The following is a 21165-nucleotide window of genomic DNA, read 5'->3' on the forward strand; positions in this document are numbered from 1 at the left end:
ATTGGCAGAATTAAGTATGCACTAAATTAATTCCGCCAACAGGTTTATCTATTAATTTCTCTCGTTCTTGTGCAGACAAAGCTGTTTATGCAAACATACATAAAAATATTGAAACGCTTAATACTTCGCCTGAAATTTCTTGTAGAAGATAAAGAATAAGATAAAACCGGTCAATGCAAAAGGTACGCCTGCCAATGCCGGATAGCGATATCCGCCACTAAGAGCCAAGCCACCCACATACGCTCCGATGGCATTGCCCAAGTTGAAAGCCATTTGCACACAAGCACCGCCCAGCATTTCTCCACCGGGAGCCACACGAATAATCAAAACCTGTTCGGGGCTTGAAACAGCAAACAATCCCGCCGTACAAAGCGCCATCAATATAGCTGAACACCATGGATTGGGAGACAGAAAGAATATCATCAACAGTACAATGCAAATCATACCCTGTACTATCGTCCCCACCTTGCCCGGAGTATATTTATCCGAAAGCCGGCCACTCACCAGATTGCCGACCACCATGCCAAAGCCTGCCAAAACCATTAACGCCGTCACGCTTTCCGCACTAAAGCCCGAGACATTGGTCAGCAATGGCGTAATGTAACTATACCAACAAAAAACACCACCGTTACCCAAAGCCGTCGCTCCCAATATCAGCCAGGGAGCCGGTGTCTTCAAGAAGCGGAATTGTCCTTTGAAGCCGGTATCTTTCAATCCCTCCACCGCCGGAACCCACCGCCATATATAATAAAGAACTATCAACCCCCAACAACCTACCAGCAAGAATGTAACCCGCCAAGAGAGCATATGGCTCAAAGAAGTGCCCAACGGTACACCGAACAGGTTGGCAACTGTCATGCCCGCTATCATAATGGATACGGCTTCAGAACTTTTCCCCTCGTCCGCCAACTTGCCAGCCACAATGGAAGCAACTCCGAAATATGCCCCATGCGGCAATCCCGAAATGAAACGTGCAGCCAGTAGCAACCAGTAATCGGGAGCCATTGCAGCACCCAGGTTTCCTACCAGCATCAAAGCCATCAATACCAACAAGATATGTTTCAACGGACGTTTACGTGCCAAAATCAGCATAGGAGCGCCGGCACAAACACCCAGCGCGTAGGCAGAAATAAAATGTCCCGCAACCGGGATACTGATATTCAAATCTTGGGCAACATAGGGCAAAATCCCCATCATTGTAAATTCGGCAATCCCCAATCCCAACGTACCGAATGCTAACGCAATAAGACTCTTCTTCATCTGAAAAAATACAACCTATAAAACAAACTTTTTACCGCTGCAAAAGTAATACATTGTATGTCTCAAAAGTACTTATTTTATAAAAAAGTAACTAAAAATTTGTACAATATGAATATAACCTATATTTTTGCGTACCGAAAAAGAACGCGTCAATAAGAGCTTAACTATCCTGTCATTCAGAGTTCGGACACGTTCTTATTATAATTCGATAACAATTTGTATAACTAAAAGGTAAAAGGAAAATGAAGAAATTTGCAATCTTATTATTTGTAGCAATGACTGCTTTATCAGTAAAAGCACAAGTGTATGTTGGCGGAAGTGTAACTTGGTGGCACAGTGAAGATATCGATGCAACGATTTTTGCACTGAACCCGGAAGTTGGTTACAACCTGAACGAGAAATGGGCAGTTGGAGGTGTGTTGACATTTGCACACAGCAAATTGGACGAAGGTAAATACAATGCTTTCGGCCTCGCCCCATATGCACGTTACTCTTATTATGAAAACAAGGTTGTCCGTCTGTTCGTTGACGGTGGTTTCGGCTTCTCTACTCAAAAGATAAAAGGAAGTGATTCTGTAAACGGCTTTGAACTCGGTTTCAAACCGGGTATCGCCGTTAAGCTGAATAACAAGTTCAGTTTAGTTGCCAAATGCGGCTTTTTGGGCTACAGAGACGATTATATGGCTACAGACAGCGGCTATGGTTTCAACTTTACAAGCGAAGACCTTTCATTCGGTTTCCACTACGAATTCTAATTTGCACACAACATTTATATGCCCTAAGGGATGCTTTGTTCAGCATCCCTTTTTTATTGTCCGCATATCATTAAAGTACAGATTGGTTTCTAATTATTCAAACATTATAAATACTCGCACCCAAATTATTCGTATTTTTGCACATCGTTTATAAAATATGCAATAATGAAGAAGTTCGTGAAAGGAGTCCGGTTTGCTCCTAAAAACTATTCCGACGAAGTAGAAGCTAAGATTCAATATTATAAGAGAGAGGGATACAAATTACCGTCACGTCATTTGCTGCGTACGGAAGAACAACTGGCAGGCATACGCGAAAGTGCAAAAATAAATACTGCATTGCTCAATTATATTTCAGAAAATATCCGCGAAGGGATGTCCACCGCAGAGATAGACCACATGGTATATTGTTTCACGACAGACCACGATGCCATCCCCGCTCCTTTTCAATATGAGGGATTTCCGAAGAGCGTATGTGTCAGCATCAATGATGTAGTGTGTCATGGCATCCCCAGTACGAAAGAGTTTCTGCGCAGCGGAGATATTGTAAATGTGGATGTATCTACCATATATAAAGGATATTTCTCCGACGCATCCCGTATGTATATGATTGGAGATGTCCGTCCCGAAATGCAACGTTTGGTGCAGGTTACCAAAGAGTGCCGTGACATCGGCATACAAACCGCGCAGCCTTGGGCACGATTGGGCGATGTGGGCGCTGCCATTCAGGAGCATGCCGAAAAGAACGGTTACAGTGTAGTACGCGACCTCTGTGGGCATGGCGTGGGCATCAAGTTCCACGAAGAACCGGATGTAGAACACTTCGGCAAACGCGGTACAGGTATGCTGATAGTACCGGGCATGACGTTCACTATCGAACCGATGATTAATATGGGCACATACGAGGTTTTTATTGACGAAGCCGACGGTTGGACTGTATGCACGGACGATGGTCTGCCTTCCGCCCAATGGGAAAGCATGATTCTTATTACCGAAGACGGGAACGAGATACTGACACAATAAACACAATTATGAATATCACACTATTACTCGTTGGGATTATCGCAGGAGCCATCATCGGCTATCTGATAGCCGGCAGAAAAGCCGCTGCCCTAAAAACACAAGTAGAAGCCGCCGGAGAACGTGAAGCTTTACTGAACCGTACTGCCGAAGAGCGCATCATCCGCGAACGTTCCATTGCAGAGGAACGCTTGCAGGAAGCCGGCCGCCAAGCTGCGGAACGCCTTAGCGCACAAGAGCGGCTGTTTGCCGAGCGTATTTCCGAACAGGCACACAGCTTCAACGAACGCCTTGCCGAACAGGAACGTTCTTTCGGAGAACGCATCACCGAACAACAACGGCAATGGGAACAACGTCTCGCACAACAAAAAGAAGAAGCCGAAGCCCTGCATAAGCGTATGAATACCGAGTTTGAAAACCTTTCAAACCGCATTTTTCAAAGCAAGACAGAAGATTTCACCAAGCTGAATGCCGAGCATTTAGGCAATCTTCTGCGACCGCTGGACGAAAAAATAAAAGACTTCAAGGAAAAGGTAGAGCAAGTATACAGCACCGAAGCCAAAGAGCGCTTTTCACTGGGAGAGCGCATCAAGGAACTGGTGGAGTTAAATAACCGCCTCAGTGAAGACGCCAACAACCTGACACGCGCCTTGAAAGGTGACTCCAAGATGCAAGGCAACTGGGGCGAAATGATTTTGGAACGTCTGTTGCAAGCATCCGGTCTGATTGAGGGCGAACACTATTTCCGTCAGGAGTTTCTCAAAGACGAACGCGGTGAAGTGATTGTCAGCGAAGAAAGCGGCCAGAAGATGCAACCGGACATCCTCATCAAGTATCCCGACGAACGAGAGATGATAATAGACTCCAAAGTTTCCCTCACCGCCTACGCCGCCTATACATCCGCCGAAGACCGCGAAGAACAGATGCGCTGGCTCAAAGCGCATTTGCAATCTGTACGCAACCACATTGACGAACTCAGCCTGAAAGACTATTCGCACTACGACATCAAGTCGCCGGACTTCGTTATGATGTTCATCCCCACAGAAGGCGCTTACCTGCTTGCCATACAAAGCGACGCCAATCTTTGGGAGTATGCCTACAACAAGAAAGTCGTACTTATGAGCCCCACTAACCTCATCAGCGCCCTGCGTCTTTCACTCGACCTGTGGAAACGGGAAAACCAAGTGAAAAACGTACAGGCCATCATCAAGCGCGGTACGGCCCTGTACGAAAAGATTGTGGGTTTCACCGATACCTTCCTCACCCTCGGCGACCGCATGGCAGCCTTGCAAAAAGACTACGACAAGGCGCTTAACCAACTGTCCGAAGGCAATGGAAGCGTAGTCCGCCAAGCAGAAATGCTGAAAGACATGAGCCTCACTCCGAAGAAACGCATCTCGGCAAGACTGCTCCCCAAAGAAGAAGCACAAGAAGATACAGAACAAGAAGACGAAAAATAAAGGCCTGATAATAACCTTAAAAAGACCTATGTTCTGAAAGATGAAGAACGCTGTCCGAAAGGGAAGATATTCTTACTTTTCCCTCGGCAGCACCTTATTCAATACCACATAGCCCGATATTCCGGCAAGTATCGTTCCCAGAAGTACACCGAACTTCGCCTGATTCAGTAATTCCGGATACTCGCCCGCAAACGAAAGATTGGCAATGAACAAAGATACGGTAAAGCCGATACCGCCCAGCAAGGAAACACCGGCTATATTCCTCCAGTTCATCCCCGCAGGCATCAAGGCCAAACCGCTTTTTATCGCCAGCCACGTAAACAGATATATGCCCAGGAATTTACCTAAAAGCAAACCGGCAGCCACAGCCACACTTACATCTCCCACAATATTTCCGCTACCGCTGAACACCACACCGGCATTGGCAAAAGCAAACAGCGGCAAAATTACAAAGTTCACAGTTCCATGCAGATTGTCTTCCAATGACTGCAACGGACTAATAACATAATCGGATGCCTGTTCCACTTGTTTCAACGTAGCAATCTGTGCATTAGTCAGCACGATATTATCTGATTTGGAAACCGGAAACTCTCCTATAATATCACGAATGCGCTTGATATATTTACCTGCATCCAGACGGGGACGCGCCGGTATCACAAATGCCAGTATCACACCTGAGATTGTGCTATGTATGCCCGATTGCAAAAACAAATACCAGATAATTATACCGAAGAACAAAAAGAATATCTTCTGCGTCACTCCTAACTTACCCATATAGTAAAGAAATACATATAAAACAGCCGCTACTATCAAATATCCGTATGCCACGTCAGCACTATAAAACAGCGCGATAACCAATATTCCGCCAATATCATCCACCACAGCGAATGCCGTTAGAAATATCTTCAGACTCAACGGAACACGCTTGCCCAGCAAGCTGAGTACTCCCAAAGAAAAAGCAATATCCGTAGCCATGGGAATAGCCATACCACGCGTTTCGGGAGTACCGGAAATTACAAGAAGCGAATAGATGATAACCGGAACCAGCATACCGCCGCATGCTGCAATGAAAGGCAAAGCCGCCTTTCGGACAGAGGACAATTCACCGACCAACAACTCACGCTTTATCTCCAATCCCACTGCCAAAAAGAAAACAGTCATCAGGCAGTCGTTTATGAACTCTATCATCTTCAACGGATGCCCGCCATGAGAAAGCAGATTGAAGTTCCCGATACGCAAATGAAGCTCTTGAAGCAAAAAATCCTGATATATCAGCGATAAAGACGAGTTGGCTACAACAGCAGCCAAGATAGCAGTCAGAAATAAAAGAATGCTCGCCACTATATTCAGCGATGAAATGTTTTTCACAGTACGTAGAATTATCATAAATATTTGATTTAAGGTTTCATCATTCTCCGGGAAAGAGGTTGTGTCAAAACGTAAAAGCCCTATCACTCTGTCATTCTGAACGTAGTGAAGAATCTCTTCTCTTGATAATTAAAAGAGGAGATTTTAGCAACTAATCCAATTTCAGCACAGCCAAGAACGCTTTCTGTGGCACTTCTACATTACCAATCTGTTTCATTCTTTTCTTACCCCGCTTCTGTTTCTCAAGCAATTTTCGTTTACGGCTCACGTCACCGCCATAACATTTAGCCGTAACGTCCTTGCGAACAGCCTTTATTGTCTCGCGGGAAATAATCTTGGCACCGATAGCCGCCTGAATGGCGATATCAAACTGTTGTCTCGGAATCAGATCTTTCAGCTTCTCACACATACGGCGTCCCAGTTCGTATGCATTGTCAAAGTGCGTCAAGGTAGAAAGGGCATCCACCGGTTCGCCATTCAAGAGGATATCCAGCTTCACCAGTTTGGAGGGACGAAAACCGTTTGCATGATAATCGAAAGAAGCATATCCTTTGGAAATACTTTTCAGCTTATCGTAAAAGTCTATAACGATTTCACCCAGCGGCATATCATAATATATCTCCACACGATTACCGGAAATATACTCCTGTTTCACCAGCTCGCCGCGCTTGCCCAGACAAAGTGTCATAATCGGGCCGATATAATCCGTGGTGGTAATCACGGACGCACGGATATAAGGTTCTTCAATGCGGTCTATCAGAGTAGGATCGGGCATACTGCCGGGGTTGTGCACCTCGGTCATGTGTCCTTGCTTGTCGTAGATATTGTATGATACGTTCGGCACAGTGGTAATCACATTCATATCAAATTCACGATCCAAACGTTCCTGTACAATCTCCATGTGGAGCAATCCCAGAAATCCGCAACGGAAGCCAAAGCCTAAAGCTAATGAAGATTCAGGCTGGAAAGTCAGTGAAGCATCATTCAGTTGCAGTTTTTCCAAAGAAGAGCGCAAGTCCTCAAAGTCTTCCGCCTCAATGGGATATACACCGGCAAAAACCATTGGTTTCACTTCTTCAAAACCGGCAATCGCTTCCTTACACGGACGGGCTATATGTGTAATCGTATCGCCCACTTTTACTTCTTTGGAAGTCTTAATGCCCGAAATAATATAGCCTACATCGCCCGTACGCAGTTCCTGACGGGCAACCATATCCATCTTCAGCACACCTATCTCATCCGCATCGTATTCCTTGCCCGTATTGAAGAACTTCACTTTATCTCCTTTACGTATCACACCGTTCACAATCTTGAAATAGGCTATAATACCGCGGAAAGAATTGAATACGGAGTCGAATATCAAAGCCTGCAAGGGTGCCTCTTCATCACCTTCGGGATGAGGAATACGCTCGACAACTGCCGCAAGAATTTCCTCAACACCCATTCCCGTCTTACCGGAAGCACGGATTATCTCTTCACGCTTGCAGCCGAGCAATTCCACGATTTCATCCTCTACCTCTTCGGGCATGGCACTTGCCATATCACATTTATTGATTACCGGAATAATCTCCAAATCGTGCTCAATGGCCATATAAAGATTAGAGATGGTCTGTGCCTGCACGCCCTGTGAAGCGTCTACAATAAGCAACGCGCCTTCACAGGCAGCAATGGAACGGGACACCTCGTAGGAAAAGTCCACGTGTCCCGGAGTATCAATCAAGTTCAGAATATACTTCTCGCCCTTGTACATATACTCCATCTGGATAGCATGGCTCTTAATGGTGATACCTCTCTCCTTTTCCAAATCCATATCATCCAGCATCTGTCCTTCAGTTACTTGGATAGTATTGGTGAACTCCAACAGACGGTCGGCCAAAGTTGACTTACCATGATCGATATGGGCTATGATGCAAAAGTTACGTATATTCTTTTTCATTCGTTTCTAAAATTTTGGTGTGCAAAGATACAAAAAGGAGAAGACAAAAAAAAATGCGTTGATAACATATCAAATGTATCAACGCATTTTTTATAACATTCCAATCTCTTTCTTAGTTCAGCTTTACAAACAGTTCGCCTTCAACTTCTTGAGTAGAAATCTTGTCTTCCCTCAATAACCAGCCAAGACCCAAGAACAAATCTTTATCTACCAATTTTGTGGCTTTCTTGATTTGTTTAGCAGTTAAACCTTCAGTTTCATTCAGTGCATTCCAAATTTTTCCTGCAGTTTCACCAGCTTTTTCTTTTAACATTTTCTCTTTATTTTTAGTTAGACATGCTTAAAAATCCGTTTCCATCAAGAAGAAATCAGATTTTATTTCAGCGGCAAAGATAGCTATTTTTATGTTATATAACACGTTAACTCTATTTTTTTTCATATTCCTGTTATAAAAACGGCTAAAATCATCTTATTTTTGCTGTTTTTCCAAGTACTCAGCCCATATTGTCGCAGCTCCTTCTACCATTTTAGCACAGGGACGTTTGGCATAATACTGTTCCGTACGGGCTTCGGGAACGGAGGACTCCTCCGGCTTTTTCAGCCCCAGTAATTCGGCGCAAATCATCGAACCGTTACGTTTCTTGAATTCTTCAGCAAGTTCCTGTACCAATGCATAGTTAGCGGCTTTTCCCTCACGGTCTTTACCGTCTACGGCGCCTTTTTCCAATCCCGCCAACAAGAACATACCGCAGGCAGCACCACAAGTCTGACGCATCCGCCCGATACCGCCGCCAAAAGAGGCGGACATACGCAAAGATTGCTCTTCCGTAAAACCGTACATATCAGCAAAGGCAGCTACTACCGATTGCGAACAGTTATAGCCGCTCTTAAACAACTCAACGGCTTTCTCTATCCTGTCTTTCATCATCTTATTATCTTAATCTGTAATCTCCAACATCATAGGGCAATGGTCCGAATGTACCGCATCGTTCAGAATACGCGCTTCTTTCAGCATCGGACGTACCGGCTCATTCACCATGCAATAATCTATACGCCAGCCTTTATTCTTTGCCCGCGAATTAAAACGGTAACTCCACCATGTATATTCCTGTTTGTCAGGGTGCAGCTGGCGGAAAGTATCTATAAATCCTTCATTCAGAAAGCGGGTCATCCACTCTCTTTCTTCAGGCAAGAAACCACTGTTTGTGGCATTACGAACAGGATCGTGAATATCTATTGCTTCATGGCAGATATTATAATCACCGCAGAGAATCAGCTTGGGACGGGTGTGTTGCAACTCTACCACATATTGCCGGAACTTCTCCAGCCACACCATTTTAAAGGCCTGACGCTCGTCACCGCTTGTTCCCGAAGGATGATAAACACTCACAATGGACATATCGCCATAATCGGCACGGATAAACCGCCCTTCATTATCGTACTCTTCAATACCCATACCATATTCCACATGGTCCGGTTCACGTTTAGTCAAGATAGCGACTCCGCTATATCCTTTCTTTTGGGCGGAATACAGATAATGCTTGTAGCCCAATGCATTAAGCGCTTCTGCAGGGTATTGTTCCGGCTGCAGTTTGGTTTCCTGTAAGCACAACACATCCGGCTGCTCACTCGCCAACCATTCGGGAAGCCCCTTGGCCACGGCAGCGCGCAAACCGTTTACATTGTAAGTTATAATCTTCATGTCTGTCTGTTTTGAGTTTATCTATTCAGTTACTTTATGCTGCTTCTCCCACTCCAACAATTGAATTTTACGTTCCAATCCCCAATGATAACCACCAAGAGCACCATCCGTACGTAGCACCCGATGACAGGGAATCAAAACGGAAACAGGATTCCAACCGATAGCCGACCCTACGGCCCGGCACGCTTTGGGAGATTGCAGTGCGGCAGCAATCTCACTGTACGTAGCCGTTTCACCGAAAGGTATTTTTAGCAGTTCCTGCCACACACGCAACTGAAAATCAGTTCCTTTCAAGTGCAAAGGCACAACATCCCTATTATCCTTATCCGCAGACAAAGCATTCAAGGCCTTGCGCTGATACTCGTCCGTATGTTCTTCAAAGCAAGTTCCGGGAAACCGGCTTGTCATCTCGGCCAATGCAGCATCTCTGCTTCCGGTTACGAATGCCATATAACACACGCCTTTAGACGTAGAAGCAACCAACATTTCTCCCAGAAATGTATCCGCAAAAGAATAAGCTATAGATTCTATCGTTACGAACCTTTCGTTTAACAGGGAATGTTTCATTATAAGCTTGATATTAATAACATTATATTCAATATTGTCACAATAGCTGCAATCGTATAGAGTACAAATGTGCTCCACTTACTGTTTACGTATGGTCCCATTACTTTACGGGATGAAGTAAGGCTCACTTGCAAGAATACGGTAAACGGTAGCTGTATGCTTAATATCATTTGAGAAATCAGTAATCCTTTAAACGGGTCACCGATAAAGAAAATCAATAATAAGGCAATACCCAAAGAAAGAATTACTCCCACCTGCGAGTGACTGTCCTTAATGTGATATGATTCACCGAATATGCCGGCAAAAATGGAACCTGCCGCCATGCCGCTCGTAATCGTCGAAGATATGCCCGCCATCAGCAAAGCCAACGCAAATACTATCGCAGCGCTACTTCCCAGCAACGGGTCCAACAATGATTTTGCCTGCTGCAATTCTTCTACCTGAATTCCGCTCTTAAAGAAAGTGGCAGCCGCCAGCAATATCATTGCACTGTTAATGGCCCACCCCACAACCATGGAGAACAACGTATCAAATAATTCATACTTCAATACTTTACGGATAGAAGCATCATCCTGCTTATTGTACTCATGGCTCTGTATCACTTCCGAGTGGAGAAACAGATTATGAGGCATCACCACAGCACCAAGTACGCTCATAATGATGAGCATACTCCCTTCCGGAAACGAAGGAGTCACCCAGCCCTGTACAGCCATATGCCAATCAATCTTGACAAGAAAAAGCTCGTAGATGAATGAAAGTCCTATAACGGACACAAATGCAATGATAGCTCTTTCAATCTTCTTGTAGGAGTTAGTGAAAAGCATTACCGAAACGAAAACCGTAGTCAGCACCGAACCCCACACAATCGGGATATCCAGCAACATTTGCAGTGCAATGGCTCCACCTAATATTTCAGCCAGAGAGGTAGATATGGAAGCCAGCACAGCCGTTCCCAGTATAGGGCGTGATACCCATTTGGGAGTGTACTGCGTGGCAGCCTCCGACAAGCACAATCCGGTGACGATGCCCAAGTGGGCCACATTATGCTGCAAGATTATCAGCATAATGGTGGAAAGGGTCACTACCCACAACAGTGAATAACCGAATTCCGAACCTGCCGCAAAATTTGACGCCCAGTTTCCCGGATCAATAAAACCTACCGTAACCAACAGTCCCGGACCGATATATCTGAATACGTCCAAACCACCCAGATAACGTTTGTGGTCTTTCCGTTGTAAATCTTTAAAAATATTCTTCATTGTGTTGTTTTTATTTGGGAGTATAAAAGTACTCAAATAAAAAACAAATACACTATAACTTGGTTCAAAATCAAAAAGGGATGTACTAAAATGAATTTCAGGTATCATTCTTTCATTCAGAGGAACTTGTGACGAAGAATCTTCTCTCTTATTATGTAAGGAGAAGAGATTCTTCACTCCGTTCTGAATGACAGAATGATAGCTGAAATTCGTTTTGACACCCCTCTTTTAAAAATTCCCCCTTTTTTAATCAAAGCAGATTTAATATCCCATTTCGTGCAACGCTTTACAAAGCTGGTCGGGACAAGAAGTGGGACGTCCGCCACAGCGGATACCTTCCAAACGGGAAATCACCTCACTTACCGGCATTCCGGTAACCAAGCGGGACAGCCCCTGCAGATTGCCGTTACAGCCACCCCAGAATGCAATGTCCTTTACGATTCCGTCTTCCACTTCAAGTTCGATATTACTACTGCACGTGCCTTTAGTCTTGTAAGTATAAGTCATTATTCTTCGCTTTCTTCCGGCTTCATATTGGTATAAACCGTCTGTACATCGTCAAACTCTTCCAGACGTTCCACCATTTTATCGATAGTTTCACGATGTTCCGGCTCAACATCCTTCAAGTCATTTGCGATATAGGTAAATTCACCGCCGACGTCCTCAAATCCACCTTCTTCCAAGTGTTTCTGGATAGCTGCATAGCTTTTCGGGTCGCCATAGATGGTGATTGTGCCTTCTTCTTCATCCTCTTCATAATCTTCGTCAATGTCGAAGTCAATCATATCAAGAATGAACTCTTCCATATCCATTCCGTCTTTCTTCTTGAAAGTGAACACACATTTATGGTCGAACAAGAAAGCCAATGAGCCCATTGTACCCAAGTTTCCGCCAAACTTGTTGAATACACTGCGTACATCCGCCACTGTGCGAGTGGGATTGTCGGTCAAAGTATCAACGAATACAGCTACACCATGAGGTCCGTATCCTTCATAAGTCATGCTCTTGTAGTCACTCTGGTCTTTACCCATTGCGTTTTTGATAGCGCGTTCAATGTTATCCTTCGGCATGTTTTCACGCTTACAAGTAGCGATAACGGAACGCAATGTCGGATTATTTTCCGGCTCAGGCCCTCCGGCTTTCACTGCAATAGCAATTTGTTTACCCAGTCTTGTAAAGGTCTTAGCCATATGACCCCATCTTTTCAATTTGGCAGCTTTTCTATATTCAAACGCTCTTCCCATTGGAATAAATATTTATGAGTTATAAATTATGAATTATGAGTTATATGAGAATTATAAAACTTTTTTTAACGAAGTTTCGCCCCCAGCTTGTCTTCCAGGTTCTTCACCAGCTTGGACATGATTTTATCAATCATTTTGTCGTTCAACGTCTGATTTTCATCCTGCAGCAAGAAGCTTACGGCATACGATTTCTTTCCGGCTTCCAGATTCTTGCCTTCATAGACATCGAAGAGAGACACTTCCTTCAGTAGCTTCTTCTCCGTTTCATAGGCAATTTTCTCAATTTCTGCAAACTGCACTTTCTTGTCAAGCAGTAAAGCGAGATCGCGTTTCACAGCCGGGAACTTGGAAATCTCGGTATAGTTTACTTTAACGTTCTTAACCGCCTTCATCAACTCTTTCCAGTTCAGGTCGGCATAGTACACTTCATTGTCGATGTCGAACGCTTTCAGTAGTTTTCTTGTCACCACACCGAATGTGGCCAAACGCTTACCGCCTCTTGTCTGTACGGATAAGGCCGCAGCATATATGTCGTCCGTAAGATTACCTACCACCAAATCGTGCATCTGCAATCCGAGACGGGCAAATATATTTTCAACATACGCCTTCAATTCATATACGGAGCTATCCTCGTCTTGGTGTGCCCATGAGTTGGAAACCCTTTTACCGGTAACCCATAAGCCCAGATGATAATCTTCTGAGTAAGGAGCAAGCGCCTTTTCTGGATTACGCTTCTCTTCGTTGAAGTAATAACAGTTGCCGAATTCAAAGAATCTCAAATCGGCATTCTTGCGGTTGGCATTATGAGAGATGCTCTCCAGCCCGCCAAACAGCAAAGACTGACGCATGGCGTTCAAGTCTGCACTAAGCGGGTTCATCAACATCACGAGGTTCTTGGAGGGATAAGACTCCAATCCGTCATAATATGCGGCGCGCGTCAGCGAGTTATTCAAAATCTCATTGAAACCGCAACCCACCAATTGTTCGGCAACCAGATTTTGTAATCTGTTGGACTTGTCCCATTCGCCTTTCGTTGTCAGGCTGGACTTCAAGGCTGTCGGAATCTCTACATTATTATAACCGTAAATACGGAGAATATCTTCTATTACATCGCAGTCGCGCTGTACATCCACACGATAAGGCGGAACATCCAGCATCAAGCCCTCTGCCGTTTCACTGACAATCTTCATTTCCAGACTTGTTACGATGCTCTTTATAGTTTCTACCGGAATAATTTTGCCCACCAATGAATGAACCTTCTCATAAGAGAGTTCCACCCTGAAATCTTGGGCAGGAGCGGCGCATACATCCTTTATATCGGAAGAGATAGTTCCGCCGGCAAGTTCCTTCACCATCATCGCAGCCAGTTTCAAGCAGTAAAGGGTAGCGTTCGGGTCGATACCTCTTTCAAAGCGGAAAGAAGCATCCGTATTCAAACCATGACGACGGGCTGTCTTACGCACCCAAGTCGGATGGAAATAAGCGCTTTCAAGGAATACATCTTTGGTCGTTTCCATAGAACCGGAATCCAATCCACCGAATACTCCGGCGATACACATTGCCTCTTCTTTGTTGCAAATCATCAGGTCGCGTTCGCTCAGTTTACGCTCTACACCATCTAAAGTGACAAAGGGAGTACCTTCGGGCATAGTCTTCACAATTACCTCACCGCCTTTAATCTTGTCGGCATCGAAGCAATGAAGCGGCTGACCGAATGCATGGACGATGTAGTTCGTAATATCCACTACATTATTAATAGGACGCAAACCGATGATACGGAGTTTGTTTTGCAACCATTCCGGGCTCTCCTTTACGGTTACACCTTTTACAGTCACCCCGGCATAACGCGGACAGGCCTCACTGTTTTCCACCGTAACCTTAACATCAAGGTCTTGGTTCTCAACGGCGAAACCATCCACAGACGGTTTCTTCAGAGAAGTAGGCAGGCCGTTCTGTACCAGATAAGCGTACAAATCGCGAGCCACACCGTAGTGCGAGCAAGCATCGGCGCGGTTGGGAGTAATATCCACTTCCAGCACGTAGTCGCTCTTAATGTTATAATAGTCTTTGGCAGGTGTGCCCGGCACAGCCGTTTCCGGCAGTACGATGATGCCCGCATGGTCTGTACCGATGCCGATTTCATCTTCCGCACAAATCATACCGTTGGACTCTACACCACGAAGTTTTGATTTCTTAATTGTAAAGCATTCATCACCGTCGTAAAGTTTTGCACCCAAAGTAGCTACTACTACTTTCTGTCCCGCAGCCACGTTAGGCGCACCGCATACAATCTGTACAGGCTCGCCCTGTCCCAGATTTACGGTAGTGATGTGCATGTGGTCTGAATTAGGATGAGCTTCGCATGTCAGCACTTCTCCGATGACCAGACCTTCCAGTCCGCCTTTAATGGTTTGCACCTCTTCTACGCTTCCTGTTTCCAATCCTATGGAAGTCAGTGCAGCGGCGACTTCATCCGGTGTCAAATCGAAATCGACATACTCTTTCAACCAATTATAAGAGATATTCATATCATTATTTTTTTATTGTTTCCAAAAGTGACCCGCAAAGTTAATAAGATTTTTTGGTTGGCAGGGAATTATCAGAGAAGAAAATAAAACAAAACAGCCGGAATCACTAAACTAAGCGATTCCGGCTGCGCCTAAAACAAAATAACCGCTGTTACCTGTCGTTTATTATAAAAGTCACTCTGAACTTGTCTAAGAATCTCTTCGCCTACACACCACCATTGGTGCACCAAGCTCTTCTCGCTCCAGCACTTCAATAAACCCATCTTGTTCTAACTCGAATAGTGCGGGATATACTCGCAGTTTGTCAGCACCGGAATTTTGAGTGATATTCTCCACCCTAATCTCTTCTAAAGAGGAGTTTATGTAGTCAATGATTTTCTGAGTATCAATAAGTTTATAATTCATATCCATTACATATATTGTTTCTATTCACCGTATAACATCTCATACTGTCGCGCAATAACTTCCCATCGATAACGTCTTTGAGCAATCTCTATCATACTATTTGCATTTAATTGAAAAGATGGATATGGTAACTGCAGTAACTTTACCAAATCATCAGCTGAAGAATAATAATTAGCTTTTTGCTCTGTTGCTTCCCTATTATATATGACATCAAATGCCAATATTGGTTTTTGGAAAAACATTGCTTCCACTAATGAAGGATTAGTTCCTCCTGCACTATGCCCATGTATATAAAAAGAGCAATGACTTCTCAATACATTCAATATCTTCAAGTCATATATAGGAGGTAATAGATGAATATTCTTGCAGTCAGAATAGGTTTCCAATAACTTTTTCCCATATAAACTTCTTTCCCAATTTCCGACAAACACTAGTCTTTTACCGGATGTTTTAAAAGCTTCTAAGGTTATATGTACGTTATTTTCCGGTTCTATTCTACAAAGGGAAAAAGAGTACTCTCCTTTTTTCAGTTCACATTTTTCTAACACTTCATTTTCAATCTCCGAAATATCACACAACACATGGTTACCTCCATAAGCTATCAATGCGGCTTTCTTGCCATATTCTTTCGCCACATAATCTTGAATGCCTTTATTATCTGCAACTATCACATCACCGTACCTTACGGCCATCTTCTCCGAGAACTTCAAAAAACGTCTTGTCCATTTCCCCCATTTATCGCGCTTATATTCCAAGCCGTCAATATTGATAACTAAACGTTTTCTGGAAAATAACCGATATATAGGAAGGAAACAACACCCGGAAACACCTAAAACAAGAATTACATCACTCTTTGTTGTAGCCTTTAGTAAAGATATTATATCATATAAGATACTCTGACTCCCATTGGCATTCAAAGGAATATACTGCAAATTTGCATTTTTATAAGAAAGAAGTTTTTGAGAGTAGTTCTTACTACTGCAATAAATAGTATAATGAATATTTTTTGAAGAATTATCTCCAATGATATTTTCTACTAAAGATTCAAAGCCACCATAATTGGCCGGTACTCCTACCGTGCCGATAATTGAAACATTCATTTTCACTTATTTTTTAAGGTAAAATCCATTATAGCTTTTTTATAACAACTTTCGTAGAAATCAATACGATTATTCCAAGTGTATTTTACTGCATTTTGGTATACTCCTTTTTTTAGTTGCAATATATCTTCAGAATTTATAGACAGATTATCAAGAATAGCAGCCAAACTGTTCACAACTTGCCTATATTTTTTTACTGGAATTTTGATACCGCAAGAGTCATTTACAACATCAGCCATACCAAAATGATCTAATGATATAGTTGGGATGCCCCAACTCATTGTCTCCCAAATCACAGTTGTATTAGCTTCCAATAGAGAAGTGATAATATGTATATCAAAATCTGGCAAAAGGTCGAATATTCTTTCTCTAGGAACTTGTCCATAAATTACAAAATTTGCTTCAAGTCCATGTTTTCGAATAGAATTTTTAAACCATGGTAATAATGGACCACCACCAATCATGTGAAAAACGACATTCTTCACTTTTTTCATTTTCAGTACAGCATCCAAGACTATATTAGGCATTTTCCTAGCCTCCATAGTACCAATCCATACAATATTAAGTTTCTCTTTTTTCTGAACAGATATTATCGGTCTATGAATATATTTTATACCATTCTCTGGTAAATAAAATGCCTCCTTTCCATATATTTTCCCTATTTTGTTTACATTTCCTTGAGTACATGCAATGACCACATTAGCGTTTTTCATAGCCTTTCTCACCCGAAGATTTGTATAGTATTGAAGAGGATTAATTATATTACGGAATAGAAGCCGTAAACGATTTCCTTTCAAATGCATTAAAAGATTCCAATTAATATTTTCAAAACCGCCAATAGGCCCCCAAATATAAGGTTTTGGAAGTTTCCACAAATATCCAGGTTCTCTATAGCCCACCGGACCCACAAAGTGAATTAAATCAATGGTTGAAATAATAGAGCTTCTCATAATAACTTTATAAGCCTCTTTTTCCCATTGTTTATAGGCAAAATAAAAACTATAATACGATAAATGATACTTATATGCCAAATTACAAACTAATGATATTTGAGAAGGCTTTATTTTCAGAAAAGTTACATTTTCAAGTGTGTTATTATCCAACCACCGATCTAAATCTGAAAAATCTCCAAGAGTATAGCTTGATGAGCCACAAATCACAAATAATTCATGATATTTTGATATAGTCGTTATATAATCCCATGCAACTGCAAACTCCGATCCTCTATAGGGAGATAGCCAAAAAGTATGTACCAAAATTTTCATATATTTAATTATAAGATTAACTCCTCTGCGTTATCTGTTCGTACAATTTTATTAATTTTTGATAATATACTCTGTTATCAAAAAATTCTCTAGCCATATCAACAGAAAAGGTGCAAAACAATTCATATTCTTCTTTGCTTAAACCTTCTGCACACTGTAATGCTTCATTTAAAGATTGCTCATCTTTAGGTTTATGTAAAAAACCATTTTTACCCTCAACAATTAATTCCGGGATACCACCAATATCACTCCCTATTACTGGTGTGCCAAGCGCCAATGACTCTATCACAGACAAAGGATTATTTTCGTACCATTCAGACGGAATCATTGTGAAGTAAGCTGCGGAAACTATATTCAGAAGTTTTTCTCCAGAAACGAAACCAAGAAACTCAACATTTGAAAGACCAAGCTCTCGTACATATTTCTTCAGTTCGTCTTCTGCTACTCCAGTTCCCGCTATTTTCAAATGTAAATGCGACTTTGTTTTAAAAACATTAATCAAAGTTTTAATGCCTTTTTCATAAGAAAGTCGTCCTAGATACAAATAATATCGTTTTTTACTGTATGTAGGAATAACATATTTTTCATAATAATCTACATCTATCGAATTATATATCTGATGACATTTTGAAGCAATCTGTGGAAAATAATCTATATGCTTATTCTCTATGAAACGACTGACCATTATAAAAGCTGAAATATTTTTCTGATAACTATAAAAAACATCTCGCACAGAACACTCCATAGCGGCAATTATACTCATCAATAAGTTGTTTTTGACACATCTCTTCAATACACATGAAAGTTTCAAAGTCTCCTTTGCGCATTTTTCACAAATCTCAAGATGAGAGTCCAAGCAGGTATACACAGGGCACAATAGCCTAAATTCATGTACACTTTGTACCATAGGAATATGATGCTTCCGCAATACATCCACTATAGCATTACTTAAGTTGCCATAGAAAATATGCAAATGTGCCACATCCGGATGGAATTCTCGCAAAAAAGAATCTAATTGCCGGGCAACTTGTCGATTAAATATAAAATTGCGAACACCTATCAGCTTTCCTCTAAGTCCTTTTGCATCACTCCATTTCTGAATACTCACAGCACATCCTTCACATAATTCTTCATTTCTTGGATCTGCAATACTGAAGTATCTCACTTGATGACCGTTCGCCTTAAGTAAATCTATTGTTACTTGATATACTTTCTCGGAACCACCTTTAAGATAATTGTAATTGTTGATTTGTAGTATTTTCATTAGTTTGAGTAGTAACTTTCTTATTGTATACAATAGCAAGAAAAATCCAAAAGAAAACTGCAAAGGTTTTGACCACTATAATTTGATTAGCGAATGAAATAAATACAATCAAAAAAAATAACCATTTTACAATACGGCTGTAGTCAAACTTTGAATCAGAATATCTTTTATTTATTGTAGCTTTGAATAGATTATAGTATATGTAAATTATAAGCATCAAACCAACAATGCCATGATACACCAACAAAGCAATCCAATAAACATCACCGAGAGCACTAATATCACCATCCTCCGAAGCAGCCAACATTAAAACTGTATCTTGATAACTATTTACTTTATCAAGGACGACATAACCATCGCAACCCACTCCCCAAAAAGTATCAAGACTAAATTCTGAAATAAAATCCGGTCCTGTCAAAGTCAACATTCCTAACCGACTCAATTTTGTATTCTCAATGATTTCATCAACAACCCACCAATATTGAATTACCAAAAATCCTAATATTAACACAATAATGAACATAAAAATCCATCTAATGATATGATTATTTTGAGTTAGTTTAAAAAAAGCTATAATCACAAATGCAACAGTTGCAGTGGCCGAACCTGTTTTAAAAACTGGGAAAAAAAACAATATTGTCAATAATAATATTCGGGATCTGGCTCTGTAGACAAATATTGTATACAATATGAGTAAAACAAATGCAAAGTCAACCGTATTAGCAAAAATACCAGCATAACTCCCATTTTGTGTTTCTCTCAATCCTGTAGCAGTTTCTGGCAATATAGGTAAAAGAATCTCTGCTTTCTCACCTAGTGCAATACATATATACCCAATAAGAAGTAATACAATTGTTACAATTTTTAAATGTTTAATAATAGCATCATTTATGTTAATACTTTTATTTATAGAAACAACGCTACAGGCCAAAGGAATATAACGGACTAAAGCTCCATAATGAGTCAAACACCCTCCTATGCTACCATTGTGCCTAACATTACTTAACAACAACAACGCAAATATGCATATACACAAAACCCAAAATCGTAATGTGTCCACAAATATTTCTTTCGTATTAATTCTAAAAGATGGATTAGATAAAGCCCACATTATCAGAGGTAATACATCAAAAGCCGCTAATAATATAAAACCTAATTCATTCGGAATACCTATGTATTTAAACACAACACCGGCAAATAGCATAACATAAATATAACCAATCAGTAACCGATAGGCCAATTTATACTTATTAAGGCTTAACATTATAATATTCAGCAGATTTATTTATAAACGCCCTTTAAACGTTTCAAAAAAATATAGAATTTCTCTCCCAATATTTTTCTAATTTTCAATTTAAATTTTATAGATTTAGGTAGCCATGTACCTGCAAAATGATGAATAGAATATGTATTTGAAGTAATATTGATTTCGCCGGTATGATATGATTTAGGCGAGAAGAATTCTTTGGGGTATATCCAGATTCCACCAATATATTGCGCTGTGGATATGTCCTGGAGTCCTTTATTAACAAGTAAATCGGTCGTATATTCCACTACTGTTTTCAGATTTAATCCCCCATCAACACACTTAAAGTGCAATCCACTATATAACCCCAAGATTTCCGCATACAGGCCAAGCCCCGGATTACATCCCAGGCCAAGCCCCGGAGCGACAGCTAACGCAGTCGCTCCGGGCTTCGCTTCATTTTCACACCCCATAAACGCTCCACGTTCCACAAGGTCATCCATCGGTCGTATCACCTCCACATCCGTGTCGAAGTACAGTCCTCCATGATGATACAAAATATAAAAGCGGGCATAGTCGCTCACAAAGGCATATTTCCCCATCTCGTAAGCTTCACGAGTATAAGGGACAATATTTACATCAAAATTATCTTCATTCCACTCTTTTATCGTATAGTCGGGCAGATACTTTTTCCATGACTCAATACACTTTATAGCTAGTGGCGGAAGCGGCTTTCTTCCAAACCAACAATAATGAATTATTTTAGGTATCATACAATTACATTTATGC

At 41.7% G+C, this 21165-nt stretch carries 20 protein-coding genes; 3 read left to right on the forward strand and 17 right to left on the reverse strand.

Going from position 1 to position 21165, the window contains the following annotated elements:
* Nucleotides 1-117 precede the first annotated feature (117 nt).
* Nucleotides 118-1260 carry an MFS transporter AraJ gene (gene araJ / locus DW121_RS15170; RefSeq protein WP_118324398.1) on the reverse strand — a complete coding sequence of 381 codons (1143 nt, stop codon included), beginning with the start codon at nucleotides 1258-1260 and terminating at the stop codon, nucleotides 118-120.
* 242 nt (nucleotides 1261-1502) lie between these two features.
* On the opposite strand from araJ, the gene DW121_RS15175 reads away from it, so the two are divergent.
* The 3 genes from DW121_RS15175 (at nucleotide 1503) to rmuC (ending at nucleotide 4492) form a co-directional block, all read left to right on the forward strand.
* The gene (locus tag DW121_RS15175) at nucleotides 1503-2015 is read left to right on the forward strand and encodes an outer membrane beta-barrel protein (protein ID WP_118324400.1); all 513 of its coding nucleotides are present in this window, start codon (nucleotides 1503-1505) and stop codon (nucleotides 2013-2015) included.
* 165 nt (nucleotides 2016-2180) lie between these two features.
* The gene (map, locus tag DW121_RS15180; protein ID WP_117711860.1) at nucleotides 2181-3035 is read left to right on the forward strand and encodes a type I methionyl aminopeptidase; all 855 of its coding nucleotides are present in this window, start codon (nucleotides 2181-2183) and stop codon (nucleotides 3033-3035) included.
* A gap of 8 nt (nucleotides 3036-3043) precedes the next feature.
* Nucleotides 3044-4492, forward strand: a complete 1449-nt coding sequence (gene rmuC / locus DW121_RS15185; protein ID WP_117711863.1) for a DNA recombination protein RmuC — start codon at nucleotides 3044-3046, stop codon at nucleotides 4490-4492.
* A gap of 72 nt (nucleotides 4493-4564) precedes the next feature.
* Here the strand turns inward: rmuC and nhaA are convergent, their stop codons facing one another.
* From nhaA to DW121_RS15265, 16 genes are all read right to left on the reverse strand, one after another.
* Nucleotides 4565-5878, reverse strand: a complete 1314-nt coding sequence (nhaA, locus tag DW121_RS15190; protein ID WP_118324402.1) for a Na+/H+ antiporter NhaA — start codon at nucleotides 5876-5878, stop codon at nucleotides 4565-4567.
* A 133-nt stretch (nucleotides 5879-6011) separates the two neighbouring features.
* Complete coding sequence (lepA, locus tag DW121_RS15195; protein WP_117711866.1) at nucleotides 6012-7796, reverse strand: translation elongation factor 4; 1785 nt, start codon at nucleotides 7794-7796, stop codon at nucleotides 6012-6014.
* Between the two features lie 112 nt (nucleotides 7797-7908).
* Nucleotides 7909-8109, reverse strand: a complete 201-nt coding sequence (locus DW121_RS15200; RefSeq protein WP_018667975.1) for a winged helix-turn-helix domain-containing protein — start codon at nucleotides 8107-8109, stop codon at nucleotides 7909-7911.
* A gap of 156 nt (nucleotides 8110-8265) precedes the next feature.
* On the reverse strand, nucleotides 8266-8724 hold the full coding sequence (locus DW121_RS15205; protein WP_117711867.1) for a C-GCAxxG-C-C family protein: 459 nt from the start codon (nucleotides 8722-8724) through the stop codon (nucleotides 8266-8268).
* Between the two features lie 9 nt (nucleotides 8725-8733).
* A complete protein-coding gene (locus tag DW121_RS15210) occupies nucleotides 8734-9498 on the reverse strand; it encodes an exodeoxyribonuclease III (RefSeq protein WP_118324404.1) in 765 nt (254 codons plus the stop codon).
* Nucleotides 9499-9519: 21 nt separating this feature from the next.
* Nucleotides 9520-10065 carry a methylated-DNA--[protein]-cysteine S-methyltransferase gene (locus DW121_RS15215; RefSeq protein WP_117711871.1) on the reverse strand — a complete coding sequence of 182 codons (546 nt, stop codon included), beginning with the start codon at nucleotides 10063-10065 and terminating at the stop codon, nucleotides 9520-9522.
* Nucleotides 10065-11324 carry an Nramp family divalent metal transporter gene (locus DW121_RS15220; protein ID WP_117711872.1) on the reverse strand — a complete coding sequence of 420 codons (1260 nt, stop codon included), beginning with the start codon at nucleotides 11322-11324 and terminating at the stop codon, nucleotides 10065-10067. The genes DW121_RS15215 and DW121_RS15220 overlap by 1 nt, the downstream gene beginning before the upstream one ends.
* A gap of 261 nt (nucleotides 11325-11585) precedes the next feature.
* A complete protein-coding gene (locus DW121_RS15225) occupies nucleotides 11586-11831 on the reverse strand; it encodes a TIGR03905 family TSCPD domain-containing protein (protein ID WP_117711874.1) in 246 nt (81 codons plus the stop codon).
* Nucleotides 11831-12568: a YebC/PmpR family DNA-binding transcriptional regulator gene (locus tag DW121_RS15230; RefSeq protein ID WP_009121148.1), complete on the reverse strand. Its 738-nt coding sequence runs from the start codon at nucleotides 12566-12568 to the stop codon at nucleotides 11831-11833. Before DW121_RS15230 ends, DW121_RS15225 begins: the two co-directional genes overlap by 1 nt.
* A 65-nt stretch (nucleotides 12569-12633) precedes the next feature.
* On the reverse strand, nucleotides 12634-15096 hold the full coding sequence (gene pheT / locus DW121_RS15235) for a phenylalanine--tRNA ligase subunit beta (RefSeq protein WP_118324406.1): 2463 nt from the start codon (nucleotides 15094-15096) through the stop codon (nucleotides 12634-12636).
* 189 nt (nucleotides 15097-15285) lie between these two features.
* Nucleotides 15286-15507, reverse strand: a complete 222-nt coding sequence (locus tag DW121_RS15240; RefSeq protein WP_118324409.1) for a hypothetical protein — start codon at nucleotides 15505-15507, stop codon at nucleotides 15286-15288.
* A gap of 14 nt (nucleotides 15508-15521) precedes the next feature.
* A complete protein-coding gene (locus DW121_RS15245) occupies nucleotides 15522-16601 on the reverse strand; it encodes a DUF1972 domain-containing protein (RefSeq protein WP_118324412.1) in 1080 nt (359 codons plus the stop codon).
* A gap of 2 nt (nucleotides 16602-16603) precedes the next feature.
* Nucleotides 16604-17866 carry a glycosyltransferase family 4 protein gene (locus DW121_RS15250; RefSeq protein ID WP_118324415.1) on the reverse strand — a complete coding sequence of 421 codons (1263 nt, stop codon included), beginning with the start codon at nucleotides 17864-17866 and terminating at the stop codon, nucleotides 16604-16606.
* Between the two features lie 16 nt (nucleotides 17867-17882).
* Nucleotides 17883-19130 (reverse strand): glycosyltransferase, encoded by a 1248-nt coding sequence (locus DW121_RS15255; protein WP_118324417.1) that lies wholly within the window; start codon nucleotides 19128-19130, stop codon nucleotides 17883-17885.
* Entirely contained in the window at nucleotides 19093-20394 is a 1302-nt protein-coding gene (locus DW121_RS15260; RefSeq protein WP_118324419.1) for a hypothetical protein, read from the reverse strand. Before DW121_RS15260 ends, DW121_RS15255 begins: the two co-directional genes overlap by 38 nt.
* 17 nt (nucleotides 20395-20411) lie before the next feature.
* Complete coding sequence (locus tag DW121_RS15265) at nucleotides 20412-21149, reverse strand: glycosyltransferase family 32 protein (RefSeq protein WP_118324421.1); 738 nt, start codon at nucleotides 21147-21149, stop codon at nucleotides 20412-20414.
* Nucleotides 21150-21165 lie beyond the last annotated feature (16 nt).

Origin of the sequence: Bacteroides sp. AM10-21B (genome assembly GCF_003472565.1) — a bacterium.
In the GTDB taxonomy this organism is placed as follows: Bacteria; Bacteroidota; Bacteroidia; order Bacteroidales; family Bacteroidaceae; genus Bacteroides; species Bacteroides propionicigenes.